The sequence below is a fragment of the Ruegeria sp. YTSC325 genome (assembly GCF_059609525.1).
Genome location: NZ_JBXWLY010000009.1, coordinates 1 through 24,747 on the forward strand (window position 1 = coordinate 1; position 24,747 = coordinate 24,747).

A 24,747-nucleotide genomic window follows, 5' to 3' on the forward strand; every position below is an offset into this window, starting at 1 on the left:
TTCGGCTTCGGCTTCGGCTTCGGCTTCGGCTTCGGCTTCGGCTTCGGCTTCGGCTTCGGCTTCGGCTTCGGCTTCGGCTTCGGAAAGGGTCTCTTCTAACGCTGTTGCATCGTCAATAGTCGGTTCCTCAGATGCGGAAACAGCTTCAACCGACTCATCTGTCTTGGGATCATCCACCGGTTTTTGATCGGAGTTCTTCTTATCAGCCACCGCAATATTCCCCTTATCGAATCCGAAATGCTTGGAACAACAGACCCGGCTAAGTTAGTCGGTGGCCACGTCGCCCTCAACCCGCAACGCATGTTTCACAAGTTTTTTAACGGCCTTACGCATTTTCTTGGGTGTCGGCGCTTTCGCGACCTTCAACCGCGCATAGGGCAAAGAATAAAGGGGTTCGGCCGTGGCCTGGCTGATGGCAGCTACCCAAAGCGGGGCAGAACCGCGCCAGATGTCGGCAAAATGTCGCGCCGTTCTGGGTGAAAATATTGGAACCAAAACAGGGGATTTACCGCTTGCGGCGGCAGTCGCTTCGGGTGTCAGCGGTAACAGGTTTTGCTGGTAAACGGGCTGTTCGCGCACGGTCAGGCCGGATTCGGTCAGCCGCGCGGCAATATTGCCCCGGCTGTGCTCGCCTCGCAGGTGCAGTAGCGGACTGAGCGGTCGGGTTTGCAAAAGGGCTGCGATTAACTCCTCGGCGGTCTGGCCCATCATTTGCGCGTCCCACCCAGCACCTTTTGCCGTACCTGTTGTTGCAGGACCCACGCAGAAGGCAGGTAGAGACCGCTCAACCCCAGCCGAGGCCGCCGCGTTCACCGCATTGGCTGAAGTGAAAATCAGCCCACGCGTATCAATCGTATCCACATGAACCGGCAGGGGTTTGATTTCCAGAATCGGGGAATAGATGACCTGCACCCGAGACCTGACGCGGGTCGGAAGCTGCGCAACGAACCTTTCAGAGGCCGCGCGCGGGCGGGTCATCAACAAATACAACGGTCGGCGCCTTGGGCCTTGGGATTGTTTGCATCCGCACAGGGTGATACCCCGCTTGGCAACCAAGGTGTAACGGATCAGGCCAATGGTGCAAACACTTACTGTCCTCGGGTTGGAAAGCAGCTGTGACGACACAGCCGCAGCCGTTGTGCGCCATGGCGAAAACGGGGCCGAGGTTTTGTCCTCGATCGTTCATGGCCAAAACGAACTGCACAGTGCCTTTGGCGGCGTTGTCCCCGAGATCGCTGCCCGCGCTCATGCCGAGAAACTGGACACTTGCGTCATGCAGGCGCTTGAGGAGGCCGGTTTGGCTCTGTCCGACATGGACGCCATAGCCGTGACTGCGGGGCCGGGTTTGATCGGCGGCGTCATGTCCGGCGTGATGTGCGCCAAAGGGATCAGTGCCGCGACAGGGCTGCCCTTGATCGGGGTGAACCATTTGGCAGGCCACGCGCTGACGCCGCGCCTGACCGACGGGATCGCGTTTCCGTATCTGATGCTGCTGGTTTCGGGCGGACATTGCCAATACCTGATCGCCCACGGGCCGGACCACTTTACCCGTCTGGGCGGCACCATCGACGACGCGCCGGGTGAGGCGTTCGACAAAACCGCCCGTCTACTGGGCTTGCCGCAACCCGGCGGCCCTTCGGTCGAGGCCGAGGCCCGCGCAGGTGATCCCACACGGTTCCGCTTTCCGCGGCCTTTGTTGGACCGCCCCGGATGTGATCTGTCTTTTTCAGGCCTTAAGACTGCACTTATGCGGATGCGCGATCAGGTCGTGGCCGAGAAAGGCGGGCTGACCCGTCAGGACCGCGCCGATCTGTGCGCCGGATTCCAACAGGCCGTTGTCGATACACTGGCCGAGAAAACGCGCCGAGCGATGGATCTGTATTTAAACGAAAACCCCGCGGAGCCGGTGATTGCCGTGGCTGGAGGCGTCGCAGCAAATTCGGCCATTCGTTCAGCATTAGAGACTGTTTGTAGTGAGAAAGGCGCGCGTTTCACCGCGCCGCCTCTCGCCCTTTGCACCGACAACGCGGCCATGATCGCCTATGCCGGGATCGAGCGATTTCGCACCGGCGCACGCGACGGGCTGGACTTGACCGCCCGCCCCCGCTGGCCTTTGGACCAGACCAGCCCCGCAATGCTTGGCAGTGGCAAAAAAGGGGCCAAGGCATGAGCGTTTCGGTTCTGGGCTCGGGTGCATTCGGGACCGCGCTGGCAATTTCGCTGGCCGGAAACGGACCGGTAACGCTTTGGGCGCGAGACGCGGAACAGGCGCGGGTGATGCACAGCACGCGTGAAAACGCGGCGCGGCTGCCGGGTGTGGCCTTGCCGGATGCGATCACCGTAACGGCGGACATTACGCAGGCAACGCGCAGTCAAACGTTACTGGTCTCAGTGCCGATGCAAAAACTGCGCGGTGTGCTGACGGATCACGGCGTGGTTCTGGCTGGGAAAACGCTGGTGGCCTGCTGCAAAGGTATCGAGCTATCCACCGGGCTGGGTCCGATCTCGGTCATCCGGCAGACCATTCCCGACGCGCGCCCTGCCCTGCTGACCGGCCCGAGCTTTGCCGATGATATCGCACGCGGATTGCCCACCGCGCTAACGCTGGCCTGCTCTGAGGATGCGCATGAGCTACAGCATGACCTGACCACGGCGAACCTGCGCCTGTACCGCACCACCGATCTGATCGGGGCGGAACTGGGCGGCGCGTTGAAGAACGTCATGGCCATCGCTTGCGGAGCAGCGATCGGAGCCGGTTTGGGCGACAGCGCCCGCGCCGCGCTGATGACGCGCGGATTTGCTGAGATGCAGCGCTTTGCCCTAATGCGCGGCGCGCGGCCCGAAACCCTTATGGGCCTGTCGGGACTGGGCGATCTGGTGCTGACCTGCTCGTCCGAGTTATCCAGAAACTATCGTTTCGGCCTGTGTTTGGGTCGAAATCAGCCCTTTGACACCACCACCACGGTCGAGGGCGTCGCAACCGCGCGTGCCATGTCCGACATTGCCCGGGCCGAGGGGCTGGACATGCCTATCAGCGCTACTGTCGCCGACCTGAGCCAAGGCACATATAGTGTGGCGCAGGCCATTGATACTCTGCTCAACAGACCCCTGAAGGAGGAATAATATGCTCATCGCTCTGATCGCCCGTGACAAGGACGGCGCATTGCAAACCCGGCTGGACAATCGCGCCGACCACCTGGCTTACATCGAAGAAACCGGTGTCGTTGCACAGGCTGGACCCCTGTTGGATGGCGACGCAATGATCGGATCGCTGATCATCCTTGAGGTGGAAGACATGGCCGCCGCCCAAAGCTGGGCTGACAATGATCCCTATGCCAAGGCCGGTTTGTTCCAGTCCGTCGACCTGATCGCGTGGAAAAAGGTCATCGGCTGATGGCATATTGGCTGTTCAAATCCGAACCCTCGACCTGGAGCTGGGACCAACAGGTTGCCAAAGGGGACGCAGGCGAGGAATGGGACGGCGTGCGCAACTATCAGGCGCGCAATTTCATGCGTCAGATGGCGGTGGGCGACCGGGGGTTCTTTTACCATTCGCAAAAGGACAAGGCGGTGGTTGGCATCGTCGAGGTCTGCGCCGCCGCCCATCCCGACAGCACCACCGATGACGAGCGCTGGGAATGCGTGGATATCAAGGCCGTACGGCCCTTCAAAACACCGGTCACGCTGGACCAGATCAAGGCCGATGGACGGCTGGACGAGATGGTGCTGGTGAAAAACTCGCGCCTGTCGGTGCAGCCGGTTACGGATGCCGAATGGCAGGTGATCTGCGATCTGGGGCAGACTCAGGCGGAATAAAAAAGGGAAGGTTCCGACGGATGCAGAACCTTCCCTACCCCGCGTGCTCCCGACTCACCACACGCGTATAGAAATTCTTCGGTTCTGACCGTCCTGGCCACAAGATGACACTAGCCGAAACAGCGGCGCCGATACAAACACCAAGTACTTAAAATTGGAAACGCCCGCCGCTGCGACGGGCGCTATTGGATCAACCGTAGACCGATTCCTTGCCGAAGTGTTTGGTCAGCATGTAATAGACCACAGCGCGGTATTTATTGCGCTCTGACATGCCATAAGTGCCAAGCACCGATTGTATCGCCTCATCTAACGCAGGACTATCGGACAGGCCCAGTTTCTTGATCAGGAAGTTGTTTTTGACAGTCTCAATCTCGCCCTCTTGCGAGGCCGCCACGGTCGATGCGTCGGCATCGTAGATCGCCGGACCGCAACCGATCGTGACCTTGGTCAGCAAGTCCATATCGGGATCCATCCCGCATTTGTTCTTCAGATCTTCCGCGTATTTTGCAATCAAGTCGTCGCGTTTTCCCATGACTGGCTCTCCCGTAAAGCAGCGTCTTGCTGCGAAGTCACAAAAGGTTGAAACAAGTGCGGGAAATCTATTCAGCTGAGGGTAGGTCACAACGGGAAAAACTGGTTTGTTTCCCCCCAAGGAAACACGGAAAACTCACTGAAAGGCGCGATTGGCCAAATCTGAGAAAGCGCGCACCTTTCGCCCAGGTGTTGCGTTCCCTGCATGCACGAATGAGATCGGAGCGTCAGGTGACCGCAAAACACCAGGCATGACCTCAACCAGTGCTCCGCTTTCCAACTCGCGCTGAACAGCTAATCGGGATTTGACCGCAAGCCCCAACCCCTGTACCGCCGCTTCGGTCAACATATCCGAGTTCGATACTGCAATCCCGCGCGGGATCGAAAACTGCGCAGCACCGTGACCATCCGTGATGTCGAGCCGAGTTTGCCACGGCAGACAGGCCCAGCGCATTAGGCGTAAGTCTTCAGCCGTGGCCGGCAGTCCATATGTCTCGCAAAACACCGGTGAAGCACAGATGATCCTGTCATTATCGCTTAGTTTACGGGCCTTTAGTGTGCTGTCGGCCATCTGTCCCACCCGGATCGCGCAGTCGATACCCTCATCCACCAACGCGACATAGCGATCAACGGCCAGAAACTCGACCGTCAGGTCCGGATGCTCGGCCTGAAACGCGCTCATAACCGGCATGATGAAGCGCGACAAAATCCAGGGTGACAGCGTCACGCGCAAATGTCCGCGCAATGCGCCAGTGCCACTGCCGGCCTCAAGCTCGGCGTCGCGCAAATCGGCCAACAAAGGTTCGATCCGGTCCAGAAAGATCAGACCTTCTTCGGTCAGTTGCACCTTGCGGCTGTTGCGGTGGAAGAGTTTGAGGTTCAGAACCTCCTCAAGCTTCGTGATGCGATGGCTGACCGTCGCCGCCGAGATCCCCTGCGCCTTGGCCGCGGACCCGACGCCGCCGGTTTTCGCGACCGAGACAAAGGTCAGCAGGTCATTCACATGGTACATTCGAAAATTCCTAACGCTGGTTTCAAGATTGAGCCAGTTATCGCGGAAAATTTCAAATGGTATCTGCTGAACCACGACCAGAGGAGGACCTGATGAAATCACTTTACGCAGCCACATGCGCGCTTGCGCTGGCCATGCCCGCAGCGGCAGCCGAGTTGGAAACCTATCTTGAGTTTGAAAAGGCCATGCCTCCGGGCAATCTGGCCATTGGCCCGGATGGGCGCATGTTCATGTCCGTGCATGAATTCTATGGCCCCGAATTGCGCGTGGTTGAAGTGATGCCGGACGGCTCCACCAAACCCTACCCGACCGAAGACTGGGCCCGCGCCCCGAACGATGATGCGGACGGGTTGAACGGCGTGTTGGGCCTGCGGGCGGATCGCGATGGAATCCTGTGGATGCTGGATGGTCAGGGCGAGAACCAGACCGGACGCGTCGTTGGTTGGGACACCAAAACCGAAACGCTGCACGCAATCCACTATATCGGCGCGCCTGTGGCGCGGCCCACATCGTTCCTGAACGATCTGGCTGTGGATCGCGATCATGGGGCTATCTACATCTCGGATACCGGCGACGGGCAGAACTCGGCCATTATCGTGGTTGATCTGGATACCGGGCGGGCGCGTCGGGTCCTGGAAGGCTCTAAATATACGATTCCTGAAGATACGCCGATGGTGATTGACGGGCGCGAGATTACGCTGGGCGGCAATCCTGCGAAGATCGGCATCAATCCGATCACCGTCGATCCGACCAACACGTGGGTTTACTTCGCGCCCATGACAGCCAGCGCAATGTACCGCATTCCCACCGCCGCGCTGCTGGATGAAAGCCTGTCAGATGCCGATCTTGAAGCCAAGGTTGAACGCTATGGCGACAAGCCGATCTCGGATGGGTCAACCGTGGATACCGGCGGCAATGTCTATATCACCGCGATGACGGACAATGCGCTGGGCGTCACCAAGCCGGATGGCAGTTATGAAGTGCTGTTCCAGTCGGACGATGAATTGCCGTGGCCAGACGGGTTTTCGATCGGTGCGGATGGGTATGTCTATGCCACGATTAACGAGTTGCACCGCTCGCCCGTACTGAACAATGGCGAGGATGCCTCGAAGGGTATCTACAAGATCGTCCGGTTCAAATCGCTGGCTGATGCGGTCAGCGGACGCTAAGCCAATCTCCGGCCCCGTTTCGCGGGGCCGGATTATCTGCAATAGCCCCAGCCGGGCCCCTGCAAATGGAAGTGGTCCGCGTGCAGCTTGTTGAAATTGGGGCTCAGCACCACGCGGAACCAATCACAAGCGCCCTGCCCGATCTGGCGTAGGAATTCGGATTCGGGCCCTTGGGTCGGCCAATCCCGCAACAGGTTCACCGTGCGGCCATCTGCCAGATCGACCCCTATGATATCAATAGAATCCGCAGTTGCATGACTGCTCCATCGGCTGTCCTGCCCCTGCGCGGTCCGCATCCGGCGGCAGTTATAGCTGCCCAGGTGCCGCAGAGCACGCGCCTCAGTACCCAAAATGTCCCGCGCAGCAGGCTGAACCACGTGATGTTCCCACATGGCAAGACGCAGAGCCGTGGTACAGCGCGTTTCGACCCCCGGGACATCTGCGGTAACAACGCGCGACAACAGGCCCCGTCCGCTGATCCCGCAATTCTGATCGACGACCAAATCTTCCATCTCAGCAAACGCCACTTCGTCCGCAGACAGTACCGCCTTGCATTGCGCCTCATCCGCCAGAGCACGGTTCAACTGAAACCGCGTAACCAGAGTAACCGGGGCCGTAATCGACAGATCGCGCAGGGGGTTCCAATGGTCAGGCAAGGGTGACTTCGGGTGTGTCACCAGCAGAAACCCGGCAGAGCCAACTAGAAATAGAAATACGATGATGGAAAAGAAAGACGCCGCCAGTCGCATGAACCGGCGGCGTCCCGTGCGTTTCGTCATACCCGATCCGCGATCAGTAGCGGTAATGCTCGGGCTTATAGGGACCTTCGGGTTTCACGCCGATATAGGCCGCTTGTTCCGAGTCCATCTGAGTCAGCTTCACGCCGATACGGTCCAGATGCAGGCGGGCGACTTTCTCATCCAGATGCTTGGGCAGGATATAGACTTCGTTTTTGTACTCATCGCCTTTAGTGAAGAGCTCGATCTGCGCCAGAACCTGGTTGGTGAACGAGGCCGACATCACGAACGACGGATGCCCGGTGGCGTTGCCGAGGTTCAGCAGACGGCCTTCGGACAGCAGGATGATGCGGTTGCCCGAGGGCATCTCGATCATGTCCACCTGTTCCTTGATGTTGGTCCATTTGTGGTTTTTCAGGCTGGCCACCTGAATTTCGTTGTCGAAGTGGCCGATGTTGCCGACGATGGCCATGTCCTTCATCTCGCGCATGTGCTCGATACGGATCACGTCCTTGTTGCCGGTGGTCGTGATGAACACATCAGCGCTGGCAACTTCGTCTTCCAGCAGAGTGACCTCGAACCCGTCCATTGCGGCCTGCAACGCGCAGATCGGGTCAACTTCGGTCACTTTCACACGGGCACCGGCACCGGCCAGCGACGCGGCCGAGCCTTTGCCCACATCGCCATAGCCGCAGACCACGGCAACCTTACCGGCCAGCATGGTGTCGGTGGCGCGGCGGATGCCGTCGACCAGCGATTCTTTGCAGCCATACTTGTTGTCGAATTTCGACTTGGTGACGCTGTCATTCACGTTGATCGCAGGGAAAGGAAGGTGGCCTTCTTTCACCAGCTGATACAGACGGTTCACGCCGGTCGTGGTTTCCTCGGACACACCTTTGATCTGGTCGCGCATCTTGGTGAACCAGCCTGGGCTTGCAGCCATACGCTTGGCGATCTGCTTCTTGATCACCTCTTCCTCTTCCGAGCCCGGAACGGGAATGATGTCTTCACCCGCTTCGGCACGTGCGCCCAGCAGGATATACAGCGTCGCGTCGCCGCCGTCGTCCAGGATCATGTTCGGGCCATCTTCGAACATAAAGGACTTGTCCAGATAGTCCCAATGCTCTTCCAGGGTCTGGCCTTTGATGGCGAAAACGGGAATGCCCGCCTCGGCAATGGCCGCCGCCGCGTGGTCCTGAGTCGAGAAGATGTTGCACGACGCCCAGCGCACATCTGCGCCAAGCGCCACCAGCGTTTCGATTAGAACGGCTGTTTGGATGGTCATGTGCAGCGAGCCAACGATGCGCGCGCCGCTAAGCGGTTTGCTTTCGCCATATTCTGCTCGCAGGGACATCAGGCCCGGCATCTCAGTTTCGGCGATATCCAGTTCTTTGCGGCCGAACCCGGCCAGCGAAATGTCTTTGACGATATAGTCCCCGGCCATCAGGTACTCCATTCCGGTAAATACTGTTCCGGGTTGCCCCTAACATCCCTTTATGAGCGTGGCAACGCAGATGGCCGGAAACGGGATTTTTGTCGCTAAAATCAGCTTGGCGTGCCGTCTACCTTGATCTTGGGGATCGCCTCAAAAAAATCGGTGCCAACGGCGACGATACAACTCAGGCCGTTCGCATGGGTCACCAAAACGGTATAGCTTCCCGTTTCCTCAGAGGTCCAAACCTCCATCACCGATTGCCCGCCGCGCGATTTCTGCAATCCGCCAAAGGCTAGCTGTTCCGAATAGCTGTCCTGTAGCTTGGCGATTACGTGATCACGCTGCGCACAAGTGTTCTGCTGTGCAAAAGCCGGAGGCGCAGTCGCGGCCATTCCAAAAGCCAGGGCAACTCCAAATAAACGCTTGAACATAACAAGCTCCTTTCGATTCTGGTTTCAATCGAGAGGGGCACACCGGGAGAAGCATGCGCCCCCCTCGGTACTTGATGTCGGTATCACCGCGCACTTGTTCAAAGCACGAATGCTCAAGAAAAAGTTGGCAGCTGGTGATCTTGACAGGTAAACCATACCATAAAATTGAGGCGCAATCGCGACTGTACGGACGAGGCATGGCATAATGGCAACACAACCCCGCGCGTGGCAGAGGATGCTGTCGGGCCGTAGGCTGGACCTGCTGGACCCCACCCCTGTGGATATCGAGATCGAAGATATCGCGCATGGACTGGCCTTTGTGGCGCGCTGGAACGGCCAGACGGCAGGGGATTTCGCCTATTCCGTGGCCGAACATTCGCTGCTGGTCGAAGAGCTTTATGGCCGCATGGCCCCCAATGCGCCGGTCAAATGGCGGCTGGCTGCCTTGTTACATGACGCCCCCGAATATGTGATCGGAGACATGATCTCGCCGGTCAAATCCGCCGTCGGTCCCGACTATGGTGCGTTGGATGATCGGTTGGCGGCGGCGATCCACATTCGCTTTGGCCTGCCCGCTGCGGTGCCGAAGACAGTGAAACGTCAGATCAAAAAGGCCGACAAGATCAGCGCCTGGATGGAGGCCACCCAGATCGCGGGCTTTTCCGAGGCCGAGGCGACCAAGTTTTTTGGTCGCCCCGACAAGTCGGTGACAGAGGGGCTGAACATCGTCCTGCGCCCTCCGGTCGAGGTGCGACGCGCCTATACTGACCGGCACGCCGCCCTGTTGGCACAGCTTTAGCCGAAGACGTAGAAACAGATCTTGTTGTTGTCCGCATCACGGACATAGGCCCCGTAGAACACATCCGGCACGCGCTGGCCGGGCTCGCCTTCGTCGGTGGCACCAAGGCTGATCGCCTTGTCGTACATCGCCTGCGCGTGCTCTTTCGAATCCGCTGCAAAAGCCACCATAGTGCCGTTTCCCGGCGCACAATCACCACCGTCATAAGGTTCGCACACAGCCAGCATCGGCGCACCGGGCTGGTTGCCGATAAAGGCGATGCGCCCCACATCCAGCGTCACCTTGGCATCGCGATCCGAAAGCAGCTCGGTATAGAATTTCTTTGCGCGCTCCATGTCTGACACGCCGATGGTCACGTAACCGATCATTTGAGAGGTTCCTGTCTTGTTAAGTGTTTTCCCGAGGCGAACACTTGGCCTCAGGTCGCAGAGGTGCAAGTCACGAAGGCGTGACACATGACGACACACCGCAACTTATCTGCCGGCTAGAACACATAGAAATACTGAATCTCAGCGCCGAGGACTCAAACAAGCTTATCGCGGGCTGCGCTTTGCCAAAATCCGCTGCAACGTCCGACGGTGCATGTTCAGTCGACGGGCAGTCTCGGACACATTCCGGTCGCACAGCTCATAAACCCGTTGAATATGTTCCCAGCGCACGCGGTCCGCGCTCATGGGGTTTTCCGGGGGCGGTGGTAGTTCGTCGCCCTTGGCCAGCAGCGCGTTGGTGATGTCAGTGGCGTCGGCGGGTTTCGAAAGATAATCGGTCGCACCGATCTTAACGGCGGCCACGGCGGTCGCGATCGCGCCGTATCCGGTCAGAACCACAACCCGGCTATCCGGGCGCTTTTCACGCAGCACTTCGACCACGTCTAAACCATTGCCGTCCTCAAGCCGCAAATCCACGACCGCATATGCTGGTGGGCGGGCTGTTGAAATGGCACGGCCTGCGGCGACCGAACCTGCGGTCTCGACCTCGAAGCCGCGCTTTTCCATGGCTTTGGCCAGACGTCTCAGAAAAGGCTCATCATCATCTACCAGAAGCAGGGATTTGTCCGGGCCGATATCCAGGTCAGAGCTGTCTGCCATATTTTATTCTTTCCGCTATTTCACGCCGTTGGCCTAGCTATGAGTAATAGCAGCGCCATTGCAAAGGTCAAACGGATCACAGTTTGTCCAGAAAACACCCGACCTTGTCGGCCATCTGTTCAGCTGAGTCATTGCGGTTGAAGAATTCAAGAAATCCGGCCTCGGGCGTCATCAGGTAGGTAAAGGTGGAATGGTCGACCAGATAGTATTCGTCGCTTTTGTCATGGGCCTTGTAATAGGTCTTGTAAGCCTGGCTGGCGGCTTTGACCTGCTCGGCCGAACCGGTCAGCGCGATGGTTTTACCGCCCATGTTAAAGGCATAGTCGGCCACCACTTCTGGCGTGTCCCGGTCTGGGTCGATTGAGATGAAAAGAGGCGTCACCGACTGGCCACGACCCGCCAGTATATCCACGGCCTCGGCGTTGCGCGACATGTCGAACGGGCAGACATCAGGACAGAACGTATAGCCAAAATAAACCAGTGTTGGCTCGGTGATAACGTCAGTGTCAGTGACAGTCTGACCCTCTCCGTTGATCAATTCGAATGGGCCGCCGATTGCTGCGGTGCCACCGGCGATTTGGCTGGACCGGCATTGTGCGAACTGATCATCTGATCCGGCACCTCGGGTCAGCAGCCACATGGCCCCCAGACCAATGGCAAGAACAACGGTGGCAAGAACGGCATAAAGACGGACCATGACTTCAATCCTAATGATCAGAGGGGTTGTTGATCGTTTCGGCCCGGACACCTATCAAGATGATCAGCCGATGCAACAGGACATAGTGAACCCATGGCCAATTCCAACATCACATTATGGCGTGGACAGGAACGCAGCAGCTGGATCAGGCTGCGCACGCTGATCCTGCTGCGCTGGGTTGCCATCATCGGCCAGATCACAGCCATCACCGTCGCCCAACAGACCTATCACGTCGAGCTGGATGTGATGCTGTGCTACCTGGCCATCGGGGTATCGATCCTGGGCAACTTGACTGCGATCCTGATCTTCCCAAGAAACAAGCGCTTGTCAGAGTTCGAGAACTTCCTGATGGTTCTGTTCGACCTGCTGCAATTGACCGTTCTGCTGTACCTGACCGGGGGGCTGAACAATCCGTTTGCCTTGCTGCTTGTGGGGCCAGTAACGATCTCGGCCAATGTCATGAGCACCCGGTCGACGTTGATCGTTGGCGTGGTTGCAATTGTTCTGACCACTCTGCTGGCCGAATTCCATGTGCCCTTGCGTACGGATGTCGGAATGGATCTTGAAATCCCGGATATCCTGTTGTTCGGAAACTGGGCCGCGATCGTCATCGCGATCGTCTTTTTGGGTGCCTATTCACATCGTGTCAGTTCCGAAGTTCAATCCATGTCCGAGGCTCTGGCCGCCACGCATATGGCCCTGGCGAGAGAACAGAAGCTGACCGACCTAGGTGGGGTTGTTGCTGCGGCCGCGCATGAACTGGGCACGCCGCTGGCCACAATCAAATTGACCAGCTCGGAGTTGATCGAAGAACTGGATGACCGGCCCGAACTGAAAGAGGATGCCGCGCTGATCCGAGAACAGGCCAACCGGTGCCGGGACATATTGCGCGACATGGGCAGGGCCGGAAAGGATGATCTGCATCTGCGGCAAGCCCCTCTTTCAACCGTGGTGAACGAGGCTGCAGAACCACACATTCACCGGGGCAAAACCGTCCATTTTACCGAAGGCCCTGCGGATGACGGGGATGTTCAGCAACCCTCGATCCTGCGCAAGCCCGAAATCATTCACGGGTTGCGGAACCTAATCCAGAATGCGGTGGATTTTGCCCGCGCGAACGTTTGGGTCGAGGCGGAATGGAGCTCTGATCAGATCATTGTCAGCATCATGGATGACGGGCGCGGATATCCGTCTCAGATGATCGGGCGAATTGGCGACCCATTCATGCGCCGCCGGCGCGCCGAAACCGATCAGCGCGCACGCCCAGAATACGAAGGCATGGGGTTGGGCTTGTTCATCGCCAAAACCCTGCTGGAGCGCAGCGGAGCGGAACTGGAATTTGCCAACGGTTCAGACCCCTATCAGACCTTATCCGAAAACCCCGAACGTCGGGGGGCTATCGTCAAGGTCACTTGGCCAAGAAATCTGGTTGATGCGCAACAAGGAGACACCCCGGTCCCGTCTGGCGCGAACCAACGGATTCAGGTCTGAGTTAAGACCCCGTTAACCATTGGTAACCATAATCCGGTTTCGTAACTTCTGTTGCGGGGCGTTCATGGTCGACTGGTTCATTCTGGCTGTCATAGGCTTGGTCTCTGCCGGCCTTGCGGTGCAATGGCTGCTGCCGCGCCGTCGGCACAGGGGTGACAATTTCGGCCTATCCTCGCCCACGTCCTTGTTTGACGCGGTGTTTTTGTTCGACGATCAACGTCTGATCAGCCACTCGGATATCGCGCTAGAAGGGTTCGAAGAAGTCCGGTCCTGGCACGACCTGCGCCGTTTACTGCAGCGAGACTTTCCCACTTTTCCCGAAACTCCGGACTGCATCCGACAGGAGGGTAATCTGATCATCCCCGCCATAGACTGTACGGTCGAGCGTGACGTCATGTGCGAATGGATCGACGGCATAGTCAGGGTTCAATTGCGTGAAAACAGCATCTGCCCTGCCACCATCAACCGTGAGGCGAACGATCCAATCCGCCTGGCAATGGAACGCGCGCCGTATCCCGTCTGGTTACTGGATGAACAAGACACAGTTCGTTGGTGCAACGCAGCCTATATTTCGTTGGTTCGCAAGGTGCGGGGTCAGGATACCGATCTGACCGCGCCGTTGTTTCCCGGATCCGAAGAAGATGCCCGACTGGGTGGAAAGACGCGGATTTCAATTTCGTCGGACGGCAGCGAAATCAAGCTTTGGTTCGATCTGACACGAGTCCACCATCCAGAGGGGCACTTGTGTTACGCCGTCGACATCAACGCGATTGTCGACGCCGAAACCGCCCAGCGCAAATTCGTTCAGACGATGACCAAGACCTTTGCCCAACTGTCCATTGGGTTGGCGATTTTCGACCGCAACCGACAATTGGCCCTGTTCAACCCGGCCCTAATTGACCTGACCGCCCTGCCCCCGGACTTCCTCAGCTGCCGGCCAAGCCTGTCCAGTTTTTTCGACCGGCTAAGGGATCAACACGTGATGCCCGAACCCAAGAACTACCGAAGCTGGCGCAGTCAGATGAATGACCTGCTTGAGGCTGCCGAGGACGGGAATTATCAGGAAACGTGGTCGCTGCCCTCAGGGTCGGTTTATTCGGTTAGCGGCCGCCCCCATCCCGACGGTGCCGTCGCCTTTTTGTTCGAAGACATCACGGCCGAGATCACCCTGACCCGGCGGTTCCGTTCAGAAATGGACCTGATGCAATCGGTTCTGGACAAACTGGCGGATGCGGTCGCCGTTTTTGGCGATGACGGAACCCTGGCCTTTACCAATTACGCCTATCAAAATCTGTGGGGCGACAGCGGAGACTCGGGGTTTGACGCCGATTCAGTTCTGGATGTCACCCGCAGTTGGCAGGAACTTTGTACCGCATCCCCTGTTTTCGGTGAGATTCGAGAGTTTGTAGGGATGCGCGACAACCGGGCAGAATGGTCGGCAGAGTTGCGTATGCGCAATGGTGCTTCGCTTGAATGCACAATCTGCCCGATGCAAAACGGAGCGACAATTATCCGGTTTGCAACAGAAGATAAAACAGTTCTTCAACCTAAGTTACACCAGATCAGCGCCTGAACCGGGTTGCAGGCAAACCGGTGCGACGTCATTGTGGCGCCATGACGACCGCGCCCTTTGCAATCACCTTCAATTCGCCTTGTGAGACGGCAGATTTTGCCGCTCGGTTGGGCCGGATTCTACGTCTGGGCGATACTCTCTTGCTCGAAGGCGAAATTGGCAGCGGAAAAACCCACTTCTCCCGCAGTCTTATTCAATCGGTAATGAGCATCCCCGAAGACGTTCCTTCGCCAACATTCACGTTGGTTCAGGTTTATGACACCGAAATCGGAGAAATCTGGCACTGTGATCTTTACCGCCTTGGCGCAGTGGATGAGGTCGATGAGCTTGGCCTGACCGAGGCATTTGAAACAGCGATTTGCCTTGTGGAATGGCCTGACAAACTCGGGTCGATGCAACCTGAAAATGCCTTGACACTTTCGTTTGAAACAGACCCTAACACTGTGGAAAAACGCCTTATAACCCTTTCGTGGGTAAATACCGAATGGGCCAGCAGACTGGAGGCCGCGCAATGACAAACCGAGCTGTGCTGGCCGAAGCGCTGATCGCTCAAACCCCGTGGGCCAATGCGCAGCGTGCGCCTTTGGCCGGGGACGCCTCGAACCGCCGTTATGAGCGTCTGACCGATCCGGATACCGGCAAGACAGCGGTTTTGATGGACTCGCCACCGGGTCAGGCTGAACCCGTCGAAGCGTTTGTCCGAATGGCAAACCATTTGCGATCCATCGGCCTTAGCGCGCCCGAAATTTATGCCGAAGATACCGAATATGGCTTTTTGTTGCTTGAGGATTTGGGCGACGATCTGTTTGCGCGTGTGCTGCGGCGATCTCCGACGATGGAACGTGAATTCTACGAGGCAGCCACAGACGTTTTGATCACGCTGCACAAGGCACCGACGCTTTCATTGCCATCCTATGGCCCATCCTTGATGACAGAACTGGCCGCACTGTCGTTCACCAAATACGCCCAGTCGATCCAAGGATCGCATGACGAGGACGCACGGGATCGTTTCGAACACCGGTTTGCAGATATCCTGCACCGGGAAACTGCGGGAACAAAAGTTGTTGTCCAAAGGGATTATCACGCCGAAAACCTGATTTGGTTGCCTGAACGCGACGGCGTTGCCCGCGTTGGGTTGCTGGACTTTCAGACAGCCATGCTGGGCCATCCCGCTTATGATCTGGTCTCGCTTCTGCAAGATGTGCGCCGGGATGTAGCACCTGGAACCGAAATGCGGATGGTTAACAGGTATATTCAGACAACCGGAGTGAACGACCACGATTTCCGCACCGCATATGCCGTTCTGGGAGCGCAACGAAACCTGCGTATTCTCGGTGTATTTGCCCGATTGGCGACGGAATATGGAAAACCGCAATATGTCGACCTGATCCCCGCGACATGGACGCATTTGATGCGCGATCTGGAACATCCCGCGTTGGTCACCGTGTCCGATCTGTTACGTGATGGGCTACCTGCACCGACGCCTGAAAACCTTGCTAAGCTCAGAGAGTCATGACCGAAACGCCTGATGCCATCATGCTGTTTGCTGCCGGGTTTGGAACTCGTATGGGTGCGCTGACCAAGAATCGGCCGAAACCTCTGGTGGAATGCGCAAGCCGCCCGCTGATTGACCACGCGCTTGATCTGGTCAACGACCTTGATCCAATTCGTAAGGTCGCCAACCTGCATTACCTGCCAGATCAGCTTGAGGCTCATCTTGCCCCCAAGGGTGTTTTGCTGTCCCATGAACAACCCGAAATCCTTGAAACAGGAGGTGGATTGCGCGCAGCATTACCTTTGTTAGGGTCTAGTACTGTTTTCACCCTGAATTCAGATGCGATCTGGTCGGGGCCAAATCCACTTGGGATGCTGCGGGATGCTTGGGATCCCGAAAAGATGGATGCGCTATTGATGTGCATACCAACAGACCAAGCCGTTGGACATGCGGGTCAGGGTGATTTCACTGCAGATCGCGACGGCCGCATCACGCGCGGCCCGGGGTTGGTTTATGGTGGCGCGCAGATCATGAAAACCGATGGATTGGCCGATATCCCGGACAAGGCGTTTTCGTTGAATGTTTTGTGGGACCGAATGCATCAGAACGGTCGGTTGTTTGGCCTGACATATCCCGGGCGCTGGTGCGATGTGGGCCGTCCCGAAGGGATCGCTCTGGCTGAAAGGATGTTGGCGGATGTTTGACCCCAGCGGTCTACCCCGTGTATTTGCCGTTCCCCCCGGCACAGATTTTCCGGCCGCTTTGGTGAAAGGGTTGCGCGACCGCAGCAAGGACTATCCGCCCGAAGCATTGGCCAAGGTGCAGCTGGTGGTAAACACAAGGCGAATGGCCCGACGTGTGCGAGAGTTGTTTGACCAAGGGCCAGCCTGCCTTCTGCCGCGTTTATCCTTGGTCACAGACTTGGGCGAAAGCGTTGACCTGGCTAGCGTTCCGCCAGCTATTCCGGCACTACGCAGGCGGTTGGAGTTGACACAGCTGGTCTCAAAACTACTGGACCAACAACCTGATCTGGCGGCGCGATCTTCGCTGTTCGATTTGTCCGACAGTCTGGCCGCATTGATCGACGAAATGCAGGGCGAGGGCGTGTCGCCCGAGGCAATCGGGCAGCTGGATGTCAGCGACTTGTCTGGCCATTGGGCACGCGCGCAGGCCTTTTTTGGGATCGCAGATCAATTCATCGACGCAGGACCCGATGCGCTGGACGCGCAGGCCCGACAGCGCATCGTCGTCGAAAACCTTATTGCGCGGTGGCGGGACGCACCTCCGCAACATCCGGTCATTCTGGCGGGATCTACCGGATCACGCGGCACCACACTGATGCTGATGGAGGCGGTGGCGCGCCTTCCACAGGGTGCTTTGATCCTGCCGGGGTACGACTTCGATCAGCCTGATCACGTCTGGCGGGGGTTGGACGATGCCCTGACCTCGGAAGATCACCCGCAATACCGATTTCACAAATTGATAACTCAGCTTGATCTGAGGCCCGATCAAGTCACGCCCTGGACACCTGATACACCTCCGTCACCCGCGCGTAACCGTTTGGTTTCCCTAGCATTACGCCCAGCACCAATCACGGATGCCTGGATGTCCGAAGGGCCCAAGCTGACAGATTTGGACGGCGCGACGAAAGACCTGACCCTGGTCGAGGCACAATCGCCGCGGGACGAGGCGCTGGCCATTGCCCTGCGCTTGCGGCAAGCGGCCGAGACAGGTCAGACCGCTGCTCTGATCACCCCGGACCGGATGCTGACGCGGCAAGTCAGTGCTGCTTTGGATCGATGGAACATTCTGCCAGATGACAGCGCAGGTCTGCCGCTGCAGCTTTCACCACCGGGGCGATTCCTGCGCCATGTGGCCGGATTGTTTGCGCGACGGCTGGATGGCGAGGCCCTGCTGACACTACTAAAACATCCCCTTTGCCACGATGGTGGCGATCGCGGTACACATCTGCTGCACACGCGCGATCTGGAGCTTGACCTGCGGCGGCATGGGCCTCCGTTCCCGGACAGCCGCAGCCTGACCGCGTTTGCGATCCGCAAAGAGGTGCCGGACGATTGGGTGCGTTGGGTGTCGCATCACTTCTGCGACCAACAAGTGACTACAGATCTGCCACTATCGGACTGGGTCATCCGGTTGCGCGATCTGGCCGAAGCGATTTCAGCCGGAAATACCGGGGGGCCCGGTACGCTTTGGGACAAGAACGCAGGACAAAAGGCTTTGTCGGTTCTGACCGCACTTACGGAAGAAGCTGGTCATGGTGGTCCGATGACGGCGCATGACTTTGCGGATTTGCTGGGTGCATTGCTGTCAGGTGAAGAGGTCCGGGACCGCGACGCACCGCATCCCCATATCATGATCTGGGGAACACTCGAGGCACGAGTACAGGGTGCAGATCTACTTATCCTTGGTGGCTTGAACGAAGGCAGTTGGCCCGAGGCCCCAAGCCCTGATCCCTGGCTGAACCGCCAGATGCGCGCCAAGGCAGGATTGCTGTTGCCCGAACGGCGGATTGGTCTATCGGCGCATGATTTCCAACAGGCCATCGGCGCGCCCGAGGTCTGGCTGACCCGGGCCACCCGATCCGATGATGCCGAAACCGTGCCGTCGCGCTGGTTGAACCGTTTGACGAACCTGTTGCAGGGCCTGCCGGAACAGGGCGGTCGAGCCGCCCTTTCGGCCATGCGCGGGCGCGGGCAGAAATGGCTGAGCTGGTCGGAACAACTTGAAATCGCGCCCGAAATTCCGGCGGCATCGCGCCCGTCTCCTCGCCCTCCGGTCACGTCGCGCCCGCGTCGTCTGAGCGTGACCGAGATCAAGCGCCTGATACGGGACCCTTATGCGATTTATGCCAAACATGTGCTGCGGCTGCGGCCTCTGGACCCGTTGGTGCAGGCCCCCGATGCGTTATTGCGTGGCATCGTGATCCACGAGATTCTGGAACATTTCGTCAAGGACAGCGTACTGGACACCGCACTGCTGACCCTCGAAACATTTCTGAAACGCGCAGAAACCCTTCTGGATCAACATGTTGCGTGGCCCACCGCCCGCAAATTGTGGCTGGCACGGCTGGAGCGGATCGCCGATGATTTCTTACGCGCCGAAACCGCCCGACGCAGCGATGGCGGGCCCGTGGCGTTTGAGGCCGCTATGAAGCTGGTGCTAGAGCCGCTGAATTTTACCATCGCAGGCCGCGCCGACCGTATCGACCTGAACAGCCGGGGCGCGCTGCGGCTGGTGGATTACAAAACCGGTGCGCCTCCGACCGAAAGCCAGCAGTCCAAATTTGACAAGCAACTGCTGATCGAAGCCGCCATGGCCGAGCAGGGCGGGATCGAGGGTTTTGACCCTCTGCCCGTGGCTGAGGCGGTGTTTATCGGCATGGGCGGCAGCTACAAAGAAGTCCCCGCACCGTTGGCGAAAGAACCGACGGACAAGGTGTTGGCCGAGTTAAAAGAGCTGATTTCGGCTTATTTAGAGCCTAACCAAGGCTTTTCCTCGCGTCGGATGCTGCACAAGGACACCGACTCTGGCGATTACGACCATCTGGCCCGGTTCGGCGAATGGGACCGCACCGCAGACACCAAGCCCGAGGATCTGACATGAGCGCCCGCAACGACGCGACCGAACGGCAGGTGCAGGCAGCGCGGCCCGATGCCTCGACCTGGCTGGCGGCAAATGCGGGCTCGGGCAAAACGCGGGTTCTGACCGACAGGGTGGCGCGGTTACTGCTGGACGGGGTGCAGCCGCAGCACATCTTGTGCCTGACCTACACCAAAGCCGCCGCCAGTGAGATGCAGAACCGTCTGTTCAAACGGCTGGGCGAATGGGCGATGCTGGGTGACAAGGCGCTGCTGGCGCAACTGACCGATCTGGGCGTCCCCGGCCGGATTGATCCCGACCGTCTGGCACAAGCCCGCACGCTATTTGCCCGCGCGATTGAAACGCCGGGCGGGTTGAAAATCCAGACGATCCACTCTTTCTGTGCCTCGCTTCTGCGGCGATTCCCGCTCGAGGCCGGGGTCAGCCCCCAGTTTTCCGAGATGGAAGACCGCGCCGCCGCCTTGCTGCGCGAAGAAATCGTCGAGGATTTCGCCGAAGGCCCGCAGGCCGCTCTGATCGAGGATGTGGCCCGTTTCGTTACCGATACAGGGTTCGACAATCTGACCGCCGCGATCACCCACAAGCGCAACCTGTTTGCGCAGCCCTTGGGCTGGGCTGATCTGTTGGACCGGTTCGACCTGCCCGATGGGTTAGACGAAGACGCTCTGATCGCGCGCGTGTTTCTGGGCGGTGAGGTCGACCTGATCCGCGCGATCCTGCCCGCGTTGACGGAAAGCGGCGGCAACAACGCCAAAGCGGCCGCAAAACTAGCGGCGTTCTCCGATCCCCGGATCAGCAGTCTGCCCATCTTGGAAAGCGTTTTTCTGACCGGAAAGGCCGCCAAAAAACCCTTTACCGCCAAGATCAACACGTTCCCGACCAAAGCCCTGCGCGAAGGCGCATTGGCCGGGCAGATGCCACAGCTTGAGGCGTTGATGCTGCGCATCGAGGCTGCGCGGGAACAGCGGCTGGCGCTGGTGGCGGCGCGCAAGACCCATGTGCTGCACCGGTTCGCCTCTGCCTTTCTGCCGGAATATGAGCGCCGCAAGCAGCTGCGCGGCTGGCTGGATTTCGACGACCTGATCCTGCGCGCACGGCAAGTGCTGAACGACCCGGCGGTTGCCGAATGGGTGCTGTACCGGCTGGATGGCGGCATCGACCACATTCTGGTGGACGAGGCGCAAGACACCAGCCCCGACCAATGGGATGTGGTCGAGAAGCTGGCGCAGGAATTCACCAGCGGCGAGGGGGCAAGGTCTGGGGTCGAGCGCACGATCTTTGTGGTCGGCGACAAGAAACAGTCGATCTATTCCTTCCAGGGCGCGGACCCTGCGGCCTTTGACCAGATGCAGCAGGAATTCGGGCGGCGGCTGAGCAATTCAGGCTCTAAACTGGAGAGTTTGGAGCTGGAATATTCCTTTCGCTCGTCCAGCGCCATCCTGTCCTTGGTCAATATCCTGTTCGAAGGCCATGCCGAGGCCGGGTTTCAGGACAAAGCCCTGCACCGCGCTTTCAAAACCAGCCTGCCGGGGCGAGTCGACCTGTGGCCCGTGGTTGAAAAGGTCGAGGATGAAGAGGATGGCGACTGGACCGATCCCGTCGATCGCCCCGGCGCACGGCATCACACGGTTATTCTGGCGGAAAAGGTGGCACACTCGATCAAAGAGATGATCGACCGGGGCGAAACGATCCCCGAGGATAACGACACCCCCGGCGCATTCTTGCGGCGCAAGGTGCAGCCGGGCGATTTCTTGATCCTAGTGCAGCGCCGGTCCGATCTGTTTGCCGAGATCATCCGCGCCTGCAAGGCCGCCAATCTGCCCATCGCCGGGGCCGACCGGCTGAAGGTCGGGGCGGAACTGGCGGTGAAAGATCTCGCCGCGCTGCTCAGCTTTCTGGCCACGCCCGAAGACAGTCTGTCGCTGGCCACTGTGCTGAAATCACCGTTATTCGGGTGGAGCGAGCAGCAGCTATTCGATCTGGCACACCGGCGGTCCGAGCAGTTCCTATGGGCCGCCCTGCGCCACCGGGCCGAGGATTTCCCCGAAACGCTTGAGATTCTGAATGACCTGCGCGGCCAGATCGACTTTCTGCGCCCCTATGACCTGATCGAACGCATCCTGACCTGCCATGACGGACGGCGCAAATTGCTGGGTCGTCTGGGGGCCGAGGCAGAAGACGGAATCAACGCGCTGCTGTCGCAGGCCCTGGCTTATGAGCGCACGGATATTCCCAGCCTGACCGGCTTTCTGGTCTGGATGCAGACCGACGATCTGGAAATCAAACGGCAGATGAGCGGTGTCGGCAACATGATCCGGGTGATGACAGTGCATGGCTCAAAGGGGCTAGAGGCTCCGATCGTAATCCTGCCCGATACCGGAAAACGGCAGGCCCCCCGCGATGCCGAGATCATGGTAGGCGAGGGGGTGCCTTTGTGGAAAGTGCCCGCGGATGCCTCACCCGCGTTGATTGCTCAAGCCCGGTCTGAGGCCCGCGCGCGGGAAGAGAATGAGCGCCTGAGATTGCTCTATGTGGCTCTGACACGGGCAGAAAAGTGGCTGATCGTCGGGGCTGCGGGCGACGTCGGCAAGGATGGCACCAGCTGGTATCAGATGGTCGCGGCGGCAATGGCGCGGGCAGGGGCCACGCAACTGCCAGGCTCGGAAACTCTGCGCCTGTCGCATGGGAATTGGGACGGGCTGTCGCTTGTCGAACAGGAACAGGCCGAAACCACGCAGACTGATCTGCCCCCAGTGTTTGAATCCCCCGCCGCGCCGCCTTTGCCGCAGTCCGAGACGCTCAGCCCTTCTAATCTGGGTGGAGCCAAAGCGCTGCCGGGTGATGCGGGGCAGGATGAAGAGGCCGCCAAACTCAGGGGCACCCGCCTGCATCTGTTGCTGGAACACCTGCCCGGCGCACCACATCAGGACTGGCCGCAGCTTTGCGCCAGAGTACTACCCGATATGCAAGACATCGAACGCAACGATCTGCTGGCAGAGGCAAAGGCCGTTCTGACCTCAGACCACTTGCGGCCTGTCTTTGCGGAAAACACACTGGCCGAAGTTCCTGTTAGCGCAGATCTGGGCGGTCAACGAATGCATGGGGTGATTGACCGGCTGATCGTAACCGAAACTGAGGTGCAGGTGATTGATTTTAAATCAAACGCCACCGTTCCAGAGGCCCCGACTGCGTGCCCCGAGGGTCTTTTGCGGCAGATGGGAGCTTATGCGCAAGCGATGGCCCAAATCTATCCCGACCGAAAAGTGAAAACCGCCATCCTTTGGACCCGCACCGCGCAGTTGATGTGGTTGCCACACGAACTTGTGACCCAAGCACTGACCCGCGCCCAGATACCTTGACCTCGGGATACCCCGTGCCTAGGTTCTGAAGCCAAGCATTCCCCATTCAGGAGACAGAATATGTCGACCGTAGCCGTAACCGACGATACCTTTGACGCCGAAGTCAAGAATTCCGACATCCCTGTTGTTGTCGATTTCTGGGCAGAATGGTGTGGCCCCTGTAAGCAAATCGGCCCCGCTCTGGAAGAGCTGGCGACCGAGTATGGCGGCAAGGTGAAAATTGCCAAGGTAGACGTGGACAGCAACCCGAACGCCGCTGCAGCGATGGGTGTACGCGGTATTCCCGCGCTGTTCATCTTCAAGGACGGTCAGGTTGTTTCGAACCGCGCAGGCGCGGCACCCAAAGCCGCGCTGCAAAGCTGGATCGAAGAGTCCATCTGATCCATTGGATCAACCGAAATAAGAGGCGTCCCACTAGGGGCGCCTTTTTTGTGACCGAGGATCAAATGGCTAAAACACGTGTTCTTGTTGAATTTGGCATGGGAACGTCCTTGCGCCGCCAAGACTATACCGAGGCTGCGCTGCGCGCGATCAAGGATGCCTTGTGGCACAACTCGGTGAATATGGCAGAGCTGTTCGGCTTTCCGAAAGAGGCCATGATCATTGATGCCGAAATCGGCGTAGTCCAACCGGATAAGGTGGATGTCGAGGCGTTAAAGGCCGTTTTTCCCTATGGGCGACCTTCGATCCAGGTCAATCAAGGGGGATTGGATATAGAAAAGCCTGATGCGCAAGGTCACACCGTTATCGCCAATGCCGCAATCATAGTCTCGTTTGATATGGAGGCCGTTTGATGAGCGAAAAGCGAATTATCCTTGAGATGGGCACTGGAAATGACCTGTACGGGCAGGATTACACAAAGGCCGCAAGACGCGCGGTGCAGGATGCGCTGCACCATTCCTCGATCACGCTTTTTTCCAAGCTTGGTGTGGATCACACAGCGATGAGGGTTCAGGTGACGATCGGGGTACAACAGCCGTCAGCTGTGGACTGTGATCAGGTGGCTGCTGATTTGCCACGCGGTCGGGCGCAGGTTCGTGCGGTTCAAGGTGGGCTTGATGTCGTTGACCCGGACGCGGGGCGTCATGTTGTGGCCACCGCCGTGATCGAGGCATTCCTGCCTGACATGGACGGCCAATACAAACTGTCCTGACAAAGAAAAAGCCGCTCGGCTTCGAGCGGCTTGTCTAAGCGGGTATCCTGATTGCGGATCAGAATTTTTCGATATCCGCACGGCACAGACCGACATCGTCCAGCTGGGTGTCGGAGAGTTCCCACAACAGCTTGCGTGTCTTGCGGGATTCATTCCACGCCAGTGCCTTTTCATAGGTTCCGAAGAACGCGTCCACTACATGCAGGATGGTAGCTGCTCCGAGCGGCGCATGGATATTTGCGGTGGTTGCCATTTGCGCATTCCTTGTAACTGAAACAGCCGACCCTTCGTCGGTTGTGAGGCTCATGTAGGATCAAAGCCCGAGTCTCACAATTGCTAG

At 58.6% G+C, this 24,747-nt stretch carries 26 protein-coding genes and 1 pseudogene; 16 read left to right on the top strand and 11 right to left on the bottom strand.

Going from position 1 to position 24,747, the window contains the following annotated elements:
- Both AC2FF7_RS13690 and AC2FF7_RS13695 read right to left on the bottom strand, forming a co-directional pair.
- Positions 1 to 210, bottom strand: a pseudogene (locus AC2FF7_RS13690) (hypothetical protein); the annotation flags it as partial.
- Positions 211 to 264: 54 nt separating this feature from the next.
- Positions 265 to 978 (bottom strand): uroporphyrinogen-III synthase, encoded by a 714-nt coding sequence (locus AC2FF7_RS13695; RefSeq protein ID WP_496905794.1) that lies wholly within the window; start codon positions 976 to 978, stop codon positions 265 to 267.
- Positions 979 to 1,075: 97 nt separating this feature from the next.
- On the opposite strand from AC2FF7_RS13695, the gene tsaD reads away from it, so the two are divergent.
- Genes tsaD through AC2FF7_RS13715 form a run of 4 tightly spaced genes read left to right on the top strand, consistent with a single transcriptional unit; the run spans position 1,076 to position 3,816 of the window.
- Positions 1,076 to 2,170, top strand: a complete 1,095-nt coding sequence (tsaD, locus tag AC2FF7_RS13700) for a tRNA (adenosine(37)-N6)-threonylcarbamoyltransferase complex transferase subunit TsaD (RefSeq protein WP_480868856.1) — start codon at positions 1,076 to 1,078, stop codon at positions 2,168 to 2,170.
- Positions 2,167 to 3,123 (top strand): NAD(P)H-dependent glycerol-3-phosphate dehydrogenase, encoded by a 957-nt coding sequence (locus tag AC2FF7_RS13705; protein WP_496905795.1) that lies wholly within the window; start codon positions 2,167 to 2,169, stop codon positions 3,121 to 3,123. Before tsaD ends, AC2FF7_RS13705 begins: the two co-directional genes overlap by 4 nt.
- Before the next feature lies 1 nt (position 3,124).
- Positions 3,125 to 3,394 carry a YciI family protein gene (locus tag AC2FF7_RS13710; RefSeq protein WP_170355578.1) on the top strand — a complete coding sequence of 90 codons (270 nt, stop codon included), beginning with the start codon at positions 3,125 to 3,127 and terminating at the stop codon, positions 3,392 to 3,394.
- Positions 3,394 to 3,816 carry an EVE domain-containing protein gene (locus AC2FF7_RS13715; protein WP_170755545.1) on the top strand — a complete coding sequence of 141 codons (423 nt, stop codon included), beginning with the start codon at positions 3,394 to 3,396 and terminating at the stop codon, positions 3,814 to 3,816. Before AC2FF7_RS13710 ends, AC2FF7_RS13715 begins: the two co-directional genes overlap by 1 nt.
- A 190-nt stretch (positions 3,817 to 4,006) precedes the next feature.
- Here the strand turns inward: AC2FF7_RS13715 and AC2FF7_RS13720 are convergent, their stop codons facing one another.
- Both AC2FF7_RS13720 and AC2FF7_RS13725 read right to left on the bottom strand, forming a co-directional pair.
- A complete protein-coding gene (locus tag AC2FF7_RS13720) occupies positions 4,007 to 4,348 on the bottom strand; it encodes a DUF2853 family protein (protein WP_353392476.1) in 342 nt (113 codons plus the stop codon).
- A 135-nt stretch (positions 4,349 to 4,483) separates the two neighbouring features.
- Positions 4,484 to 5,359, bottom strand: a complete 876-nt coding sequence (locus AC2FF7_RS13725; protein ID WP_170355581.1) for a LysR family transcriptional regulator — start codon at positions 5,357 to 5,359, stop codon at positions 4,484 to 4,486.
- A gap of 92 nt (positions 5,360 to 5,451) precedes the next feature.
- Between AC2FF7_RS13725 and AC2FF7_RS13730 the strand changes: the two genes are divergently transcribed.
- Positions 5,452 to 6,528, top strand: coding sequence for an L-dopachrome tautomerase-related protein (locus AC2FF7_RS13730; protein ID WP_480868862.1), 1,077 nt, complete (start codon positions 5,452 to 5,454; stop codon positions 6,526 to 6,528).
- Positions 6,529 to 6,560: 32 nt separating this feature from the next.
- Here AC2FF7_RS13730 and AC2FF7_RS13735 read toward each other — a convergent pair whose 3' ends face one another.
- The 3 genes from AC2FF7_RS13735 to AC2FF7_RS13745 form a co-directional block, all read right to left on the bottom strand.
- Complete coding sequence (locus AC2FF7_RS13735) at positions 6,561 to 7,307, bottom strand: extensin-like domain-containing protein (protein WP_496905796.1); 747 nt, start codon at positions 7,305 to 7,307, stop codon at positions 6,561 to 6,563.
- A gap of 13 nt (positions 7,308 to 7,320) precedes the next feature.
- Complete coding sequence (gene ahcY, locus AC2FF7_RS13740; RefSeq protein WP_170755541.1) at positions 7,321 to 8,709, bottom strand: adenosylhomocysteinase; 1,389 nt, start codon at positions 8,707 to 8,709, stop codon at positions 7,321 to 7,323.
- 101 nt (positions 8,710 to 8,810) lie between these two features.
- A complete protein-coding gene (locus AC2FF7_RS13745; protein ID WP_170355584.1) occupies positions 8,811 to 9,131 on the bottom strand; it encodes a hypothetical protein in 321 nt (106 codons plus the stop codon).
- Between the two features lie 205 nt (positions 9,132 to 9,336).
- Here AC2FF7_RS13745 and AC2FF7_RS13750 point away from each other — a divergent pair, with 205 nt between their 5' ends.
- Entirely contained in the window at positions 9,337 to 9,930 is a 594-nt protein-coding gene (locus tag AC2FF7_RS13750) for an HD domain-containing protein (protein WP_480868866.1), read from the top strand.
- Here AC2FF7_RS13750 and AC2FF7_RS13755 read toward each other — a convergent pair.
- The 3 genes from AC2FF7_RS13755 to AC2FF7_RS13765 all read right to left on the bottom strand — a co-directional run bounded on the left by AC2FF7_RS13755 (position 9,927) and on the right by AC2FF7_RS13765 (position 11,715).
- The gene (locus AC2FF7_RS13755) at positions 9,927 to 10,298 is read right to left on the bottom strand and encodes a VOC family protein (RefSeq protein ID WP_170355586.1); all 372 of its coding nucleotides are present in this window, start codon (positions 10,296 to 10,298) and stop codon (positions 9,927 to 9,929) included. The two genes, AC2FF7_RS13750 and AC2FF7_RS13755, sit on opposite strands and share 4 nt — an antisense overlap.
- Positions 10,299 to 10,463: 165 nt before the next feature.
- Complete coding sequence (locus tag AC2FF7_RS13760; protein ID WP_142637470.1) at positions 10,464 to 11,018, bottom strand: ActR/PrrA/RegA family redox response regulator transcription factor; 555 nt, start codon at positions 11,016 to 11,018, stop codon at positions 10,464 to 10,466.
- Between the two features lie 76 nt (positions 11,019 to 11,094).
- On the bottom strand, positions 11,095 to 11,715 hold the full coding sequence (locus tag AC2FF7_RS13765) for an SCO family protein (RefSeq protein WP_480868868.1): 621 nt from the start codon (positions 11,713 to 11,715) through the stop codon (positions 11,095 to 11,097).
- A gap of 93 nt (positions 11,716 to 11,808) precedes the next feature.
- Here AC2FF7_RS13765 and regB point away from each other — a divergent pair, with 93 nt between their 5' ends.
- From regB to AC2FF7_RS13815, 10 genes are all read left to right on the top strand, one after another.
- The gene (regB, locus tag AC2FF7_RS13770; protein ID WP_170355588.1) at positions 11,809 to 13,206 is read left to right on the top strand and encodes a sensor histidine kinase RegB; all 1,398 of its coding nucleotides are present in this window, start codon (positions 11,809 to 11,811) and stop codon (positions 13,204 to 13,206) included.
- A 64-nt stretch (positions 13,207 to 13,270) separates the two neighbouring features.
- The gene (locus tag AC2FF7_RS13775; protein WP_480868870.1) at positions 13,271 to 14,779 is read left to right on the top strand and encodes a PAS-domain containing protein; all 1,509 of its coding nucleotides are present in this window, start codon (positions 13,271 to 13,273) and stop codon (positions 14,777 to 14,779) included.
- A 41-nt stretch (positions 14,780 to 14,820) separates the two neighbouring features.
- Complete coding sequence (gene tsaE, locus AC2FF7_RS13780; RefSeq protein WP_480868872.1) at positions 14,821 to 15,294, top strand: tRNA (adenosine(37)-N6)-threonylcarbamoyltransferase complex ATPase subunit type 1 TsaE; 474 nt, start codon at positions 14,821 to 14,823, stop codon at positions 15,292 to 15,294.
- Positions 15,291 to 16,295 carry an aminoglycoside phosphotransferase family protein gene (locus AC2FF7_RS13785; RefSeq protein ID WP_496905797.1) on the top strand — a complete coding sequence of 335 codons (1,005 nt, stop codon included), beginning with the start codon at positions 15,291 to 15,293 and terminating at the stop codon, positions 16,293 to 16,295. Before tsaE ends, AC2FF7_RS13785 begins: the two co-directional genes overlap by 4 nt.
- Positions 16,292 to 16,978, top strand: coding sequence for a nucleotidyltransferase family protein (locus tag AC2FF7_RS13790; RefSeq protein ID WP_496847715.1), 687 nt, complete (start codon positions 16,292 to 16,294; stop codon positions 16,976 to 16,978). The genes AC2FF7_RS13785 and AC2FF7_RS13790 overlap by 4 nt, the downstream gene beginning before the upstream one ends.
- A complete protein-coding gene (gene addB, locus AC2FF7_RS13795) occupies positions 16,971 to 19,898 on the top strand; it encodes a double-strand break repair protein AddB (RefSeq protein WP_496905798.1) in 2,928 nt (975 codons plus the stop codon). Before AC2FF7_RS13790 ends, addB begins: the two co-directional genes overlap by 8 nt.
- A complete protein-coding gene (gene addA / locus AC2FF7_RS13800; RefSeq protein WP_496905799.1) occupies positions 19,895 to 23,254 on the top strand; it encodes a double-strand break repair helicase AddA in 3,360 nt (1,119 codons plus the stop codon). Before addB ends, addA begins: the two co-directional genes overlap by 4 nt.
- Positions 23,255 to 23,314: 60 nt before the next feature.
- Positions 23,315 to 23,635 (top strand): thioredoxin, encoded by a 321-nt coding sequence (trxA, locus tag AC2FF7_RS13805; protein WP_170355595.1) that lies wholly within the window; start codon positions 23,315 to 23,317, stop codon positions 23,633 to 23,635.
- Positions 23,636 to 23,700: 65 nt separating this feature from the next.
- A complete protein-coding gene (locus tag AC2FF7_RS13810) occupies positions 23,701 to 24,048 on the top strand; it encodes a Lin0512 family protein (protein ID WP_480868880.1) in 348 nt (115 codons plus the stop codon).
- A complete protein-coding gene (locus AC2FF7_RS13815) occupies positions 24,048 to 24,407 on the top strand; it encodes a Lin0512 family protein (RefSeq protein WP_480868882.1) in 360 nt (119 codons plus the stop codon). The genes AC2FF7_RS13810 and AC2FF7_RS13815 overlap by 1 nt, the downstream gene beginning before the upstream one ends.
- 58 nt (positions 24,408 to 24,465) lie before the next feature.
- On the opposite strand, the gene AC2FF7_RS13820 is transcribed toward AC2FF7_RS13815, so the two are convergent.
- Positions 24,466 to 24,660: a DUF1127 domain-containing protein gene (locus AC2FF7_RS13820; RefSeq protein WP_170355739.1), complete on the bottom strand. Its 195-nt coding sequence runs from the start codon at positions 24,658 to 24,660 to the stop codon at positions 24,466 to 24,468.
- Between the last annotated feature and the right edge of the window lie 87 nt (positions 24,661 to 24,747).

Coding starts and splice junctions, on each gene's coding strand:
- AC2FF7_RS13705 (WP_496905795.1), top strand. CDS start 2,167: ATGAGCGTTTCGGTTCTGGGCTCGGGTGCATTCGGGACCGCGCTGGCA.
- AC2FF7_RS13785 (WP_496905797.1), top strand. CDS start 15,291: ATGACAAACCGAGCTGTGCTGGCCGAAGCGCTGATCGCTCAAACCCCG.
- AC2FF7_RS13765 (WP_480868868.1), bottom strand. CDS start 11,715: ATGGTCCGTCTTTATGCCGTTCTTGCCACCGTTGTTCTTGCCATTGGT.
- regB (WP_170355588.1), top strand. CDS start 11,809: ATGGCCAATTCCAACATCACATTATGGCGTGGACAGGAACGCAGCAGC.
- AC2FF7_RS13715 (WP_170755545.1), top strand. CDS start 3,394: ATGGCATATTGGCTGTTCAAATCCGAACCCTCGACCTGGAGCTGGGAC.
- AC2FF7_RS13735 (WP_496905796.1), bottom strand. CDS start 7,307: ATGACGAAACGCACGGGACGCCGCCGGTTCATGCGACTGGCGGCGTCT.
- AC2FF7_RS13815 (WP_480868882.1), top strand. CDS start 24,048: ATGAGCGAAAAGCGAATTATCCTTGAGATGGGCACTGGAAATGACCTG.
- AC2FF7_RS13745 (WP_170355584.1), bottom strand. CDS start 9,131: ATGTTCAAGCGTTTATTTGGAGTTGCCCTGGCTTTTGGAATGGCCGCG.
- AC2FF7_RS13755 (WP_170355586.1), bottom strand. CDS start 10,298: ATGATCGGTTACGTGACCATCGGCGTGTCAGACATGGAGCGCGCAAAG.
- addA (WP_496905799.1), top strand. CDS start 19,895: ATGAGCGCCCGCAACGACGCGACCGAACGGCAGGTGCAGGCAGCGCGG.
- AC2FF7_RS13775 (WP_480868870.1), top strand. CDS start 13,271: ATGGTCGACTGGTTCATTCTGGCTGTCATAGGCTTGGTCTCTGCCGGC.
- AC2FF7_RS13720 (WP_353392476.1), bottom strand. CDS start 4,348: ATGGGAAAACGCGACGACTTGATTGCAAAATACGCGGAAGATCTGAAG.
- AC2FF7_RS13750 (WP_480868866.1), top strand. CDS start 9,337: ATGGCAACACAACCCCGCGCGTGGCAGAGGATGCTGTCGGGCCGTAGG.
- AC2FF7_RS13790 (WP_496847715.1), top strand. CDS start 16,292: ATGACCGAAACGCCTGATGCCATCATGCTGTTTGCTGCCGGGTTTGGA.
- AC2FF7_RS13730 (WP_480868862.1), top strand. CDS start 5,452: ATGAAATCACTTTACGCAGCCACATGCGCGCTTGCGCTGGCCATGCCC.
- tsaD (WP_480868856.1), top strand. CDS start 1,076: ATGGTGCAAACACTTACTGTCCTCGGGTTGGAAAGCAGCTGTGACGAC.
- tsaE (WP_480868872.1), top strand. CDS start 14,821: ATGACGACCGCGCCCTTTGCAATCACCTTCAATTCGCCTTGTGAGACG.
- AC2FF7_RS13695 (WP_496905794.1), bottom strand. CDS start 978: ATGACCCGCCCGCGCGCGGCCTCTGAAAGGTTCGTTGCGCAGCTTCCG.
- AC2FF7_RS13760 (WP_142637470.1), bottom strand. CDS start 11,018: ATGGCAGACAGCTCTGACCTGGATATCGGCCCGGACAAATCCCTGCTT.
- AC2FF7_RS13820 (WP_170355739.1), bottom strand. CDS start 24,660: ATGGCAACCACCGCAAATATCCATGCGCCGCTCGGAGCAGCTACCATC.
- ahcY (WP_170755541.1), bottom strand. CDS start 8,709: ATGGCCGGGGACTATATCGTCAAAGACATTTCGCTGGCCGGGTTCGGC.
- addB (WP_496905798.1), top strand. CDS start 16,971: ATGTTTGACCCCAGCGGTCTACCCCGTGTATTTGCCGTTCCCCCCGGC.
- trxA (WP_170355595.1), top strand. CDS start 23,315: ATGTCGACCGTAGCCGTAACCGACGATACCTTTGACGCCGAAGTCAAG.
- AC2FF7_RS13710 (WP_170355578.1), top strand. CDS start 3,125: ATGCTCATCGCTCTGATCGCCCGTGACAAGGACGGCGCATTGCAAACC.
- AC2FF7_RS13725 (WP_170355581.1), bottom strand. CDS start 5,359: ATGTACCATGTGAATGACCTGCTGACCTTTGTCTCGGTCGCGAAAACC.
- AC2FF7_RS13810 (WP_480868880.1), top strand. CDS start 23,701: ATGGCTAAAACACGTGTTCTTGTTGAATTTGGCATGGGAACGTCCTTG.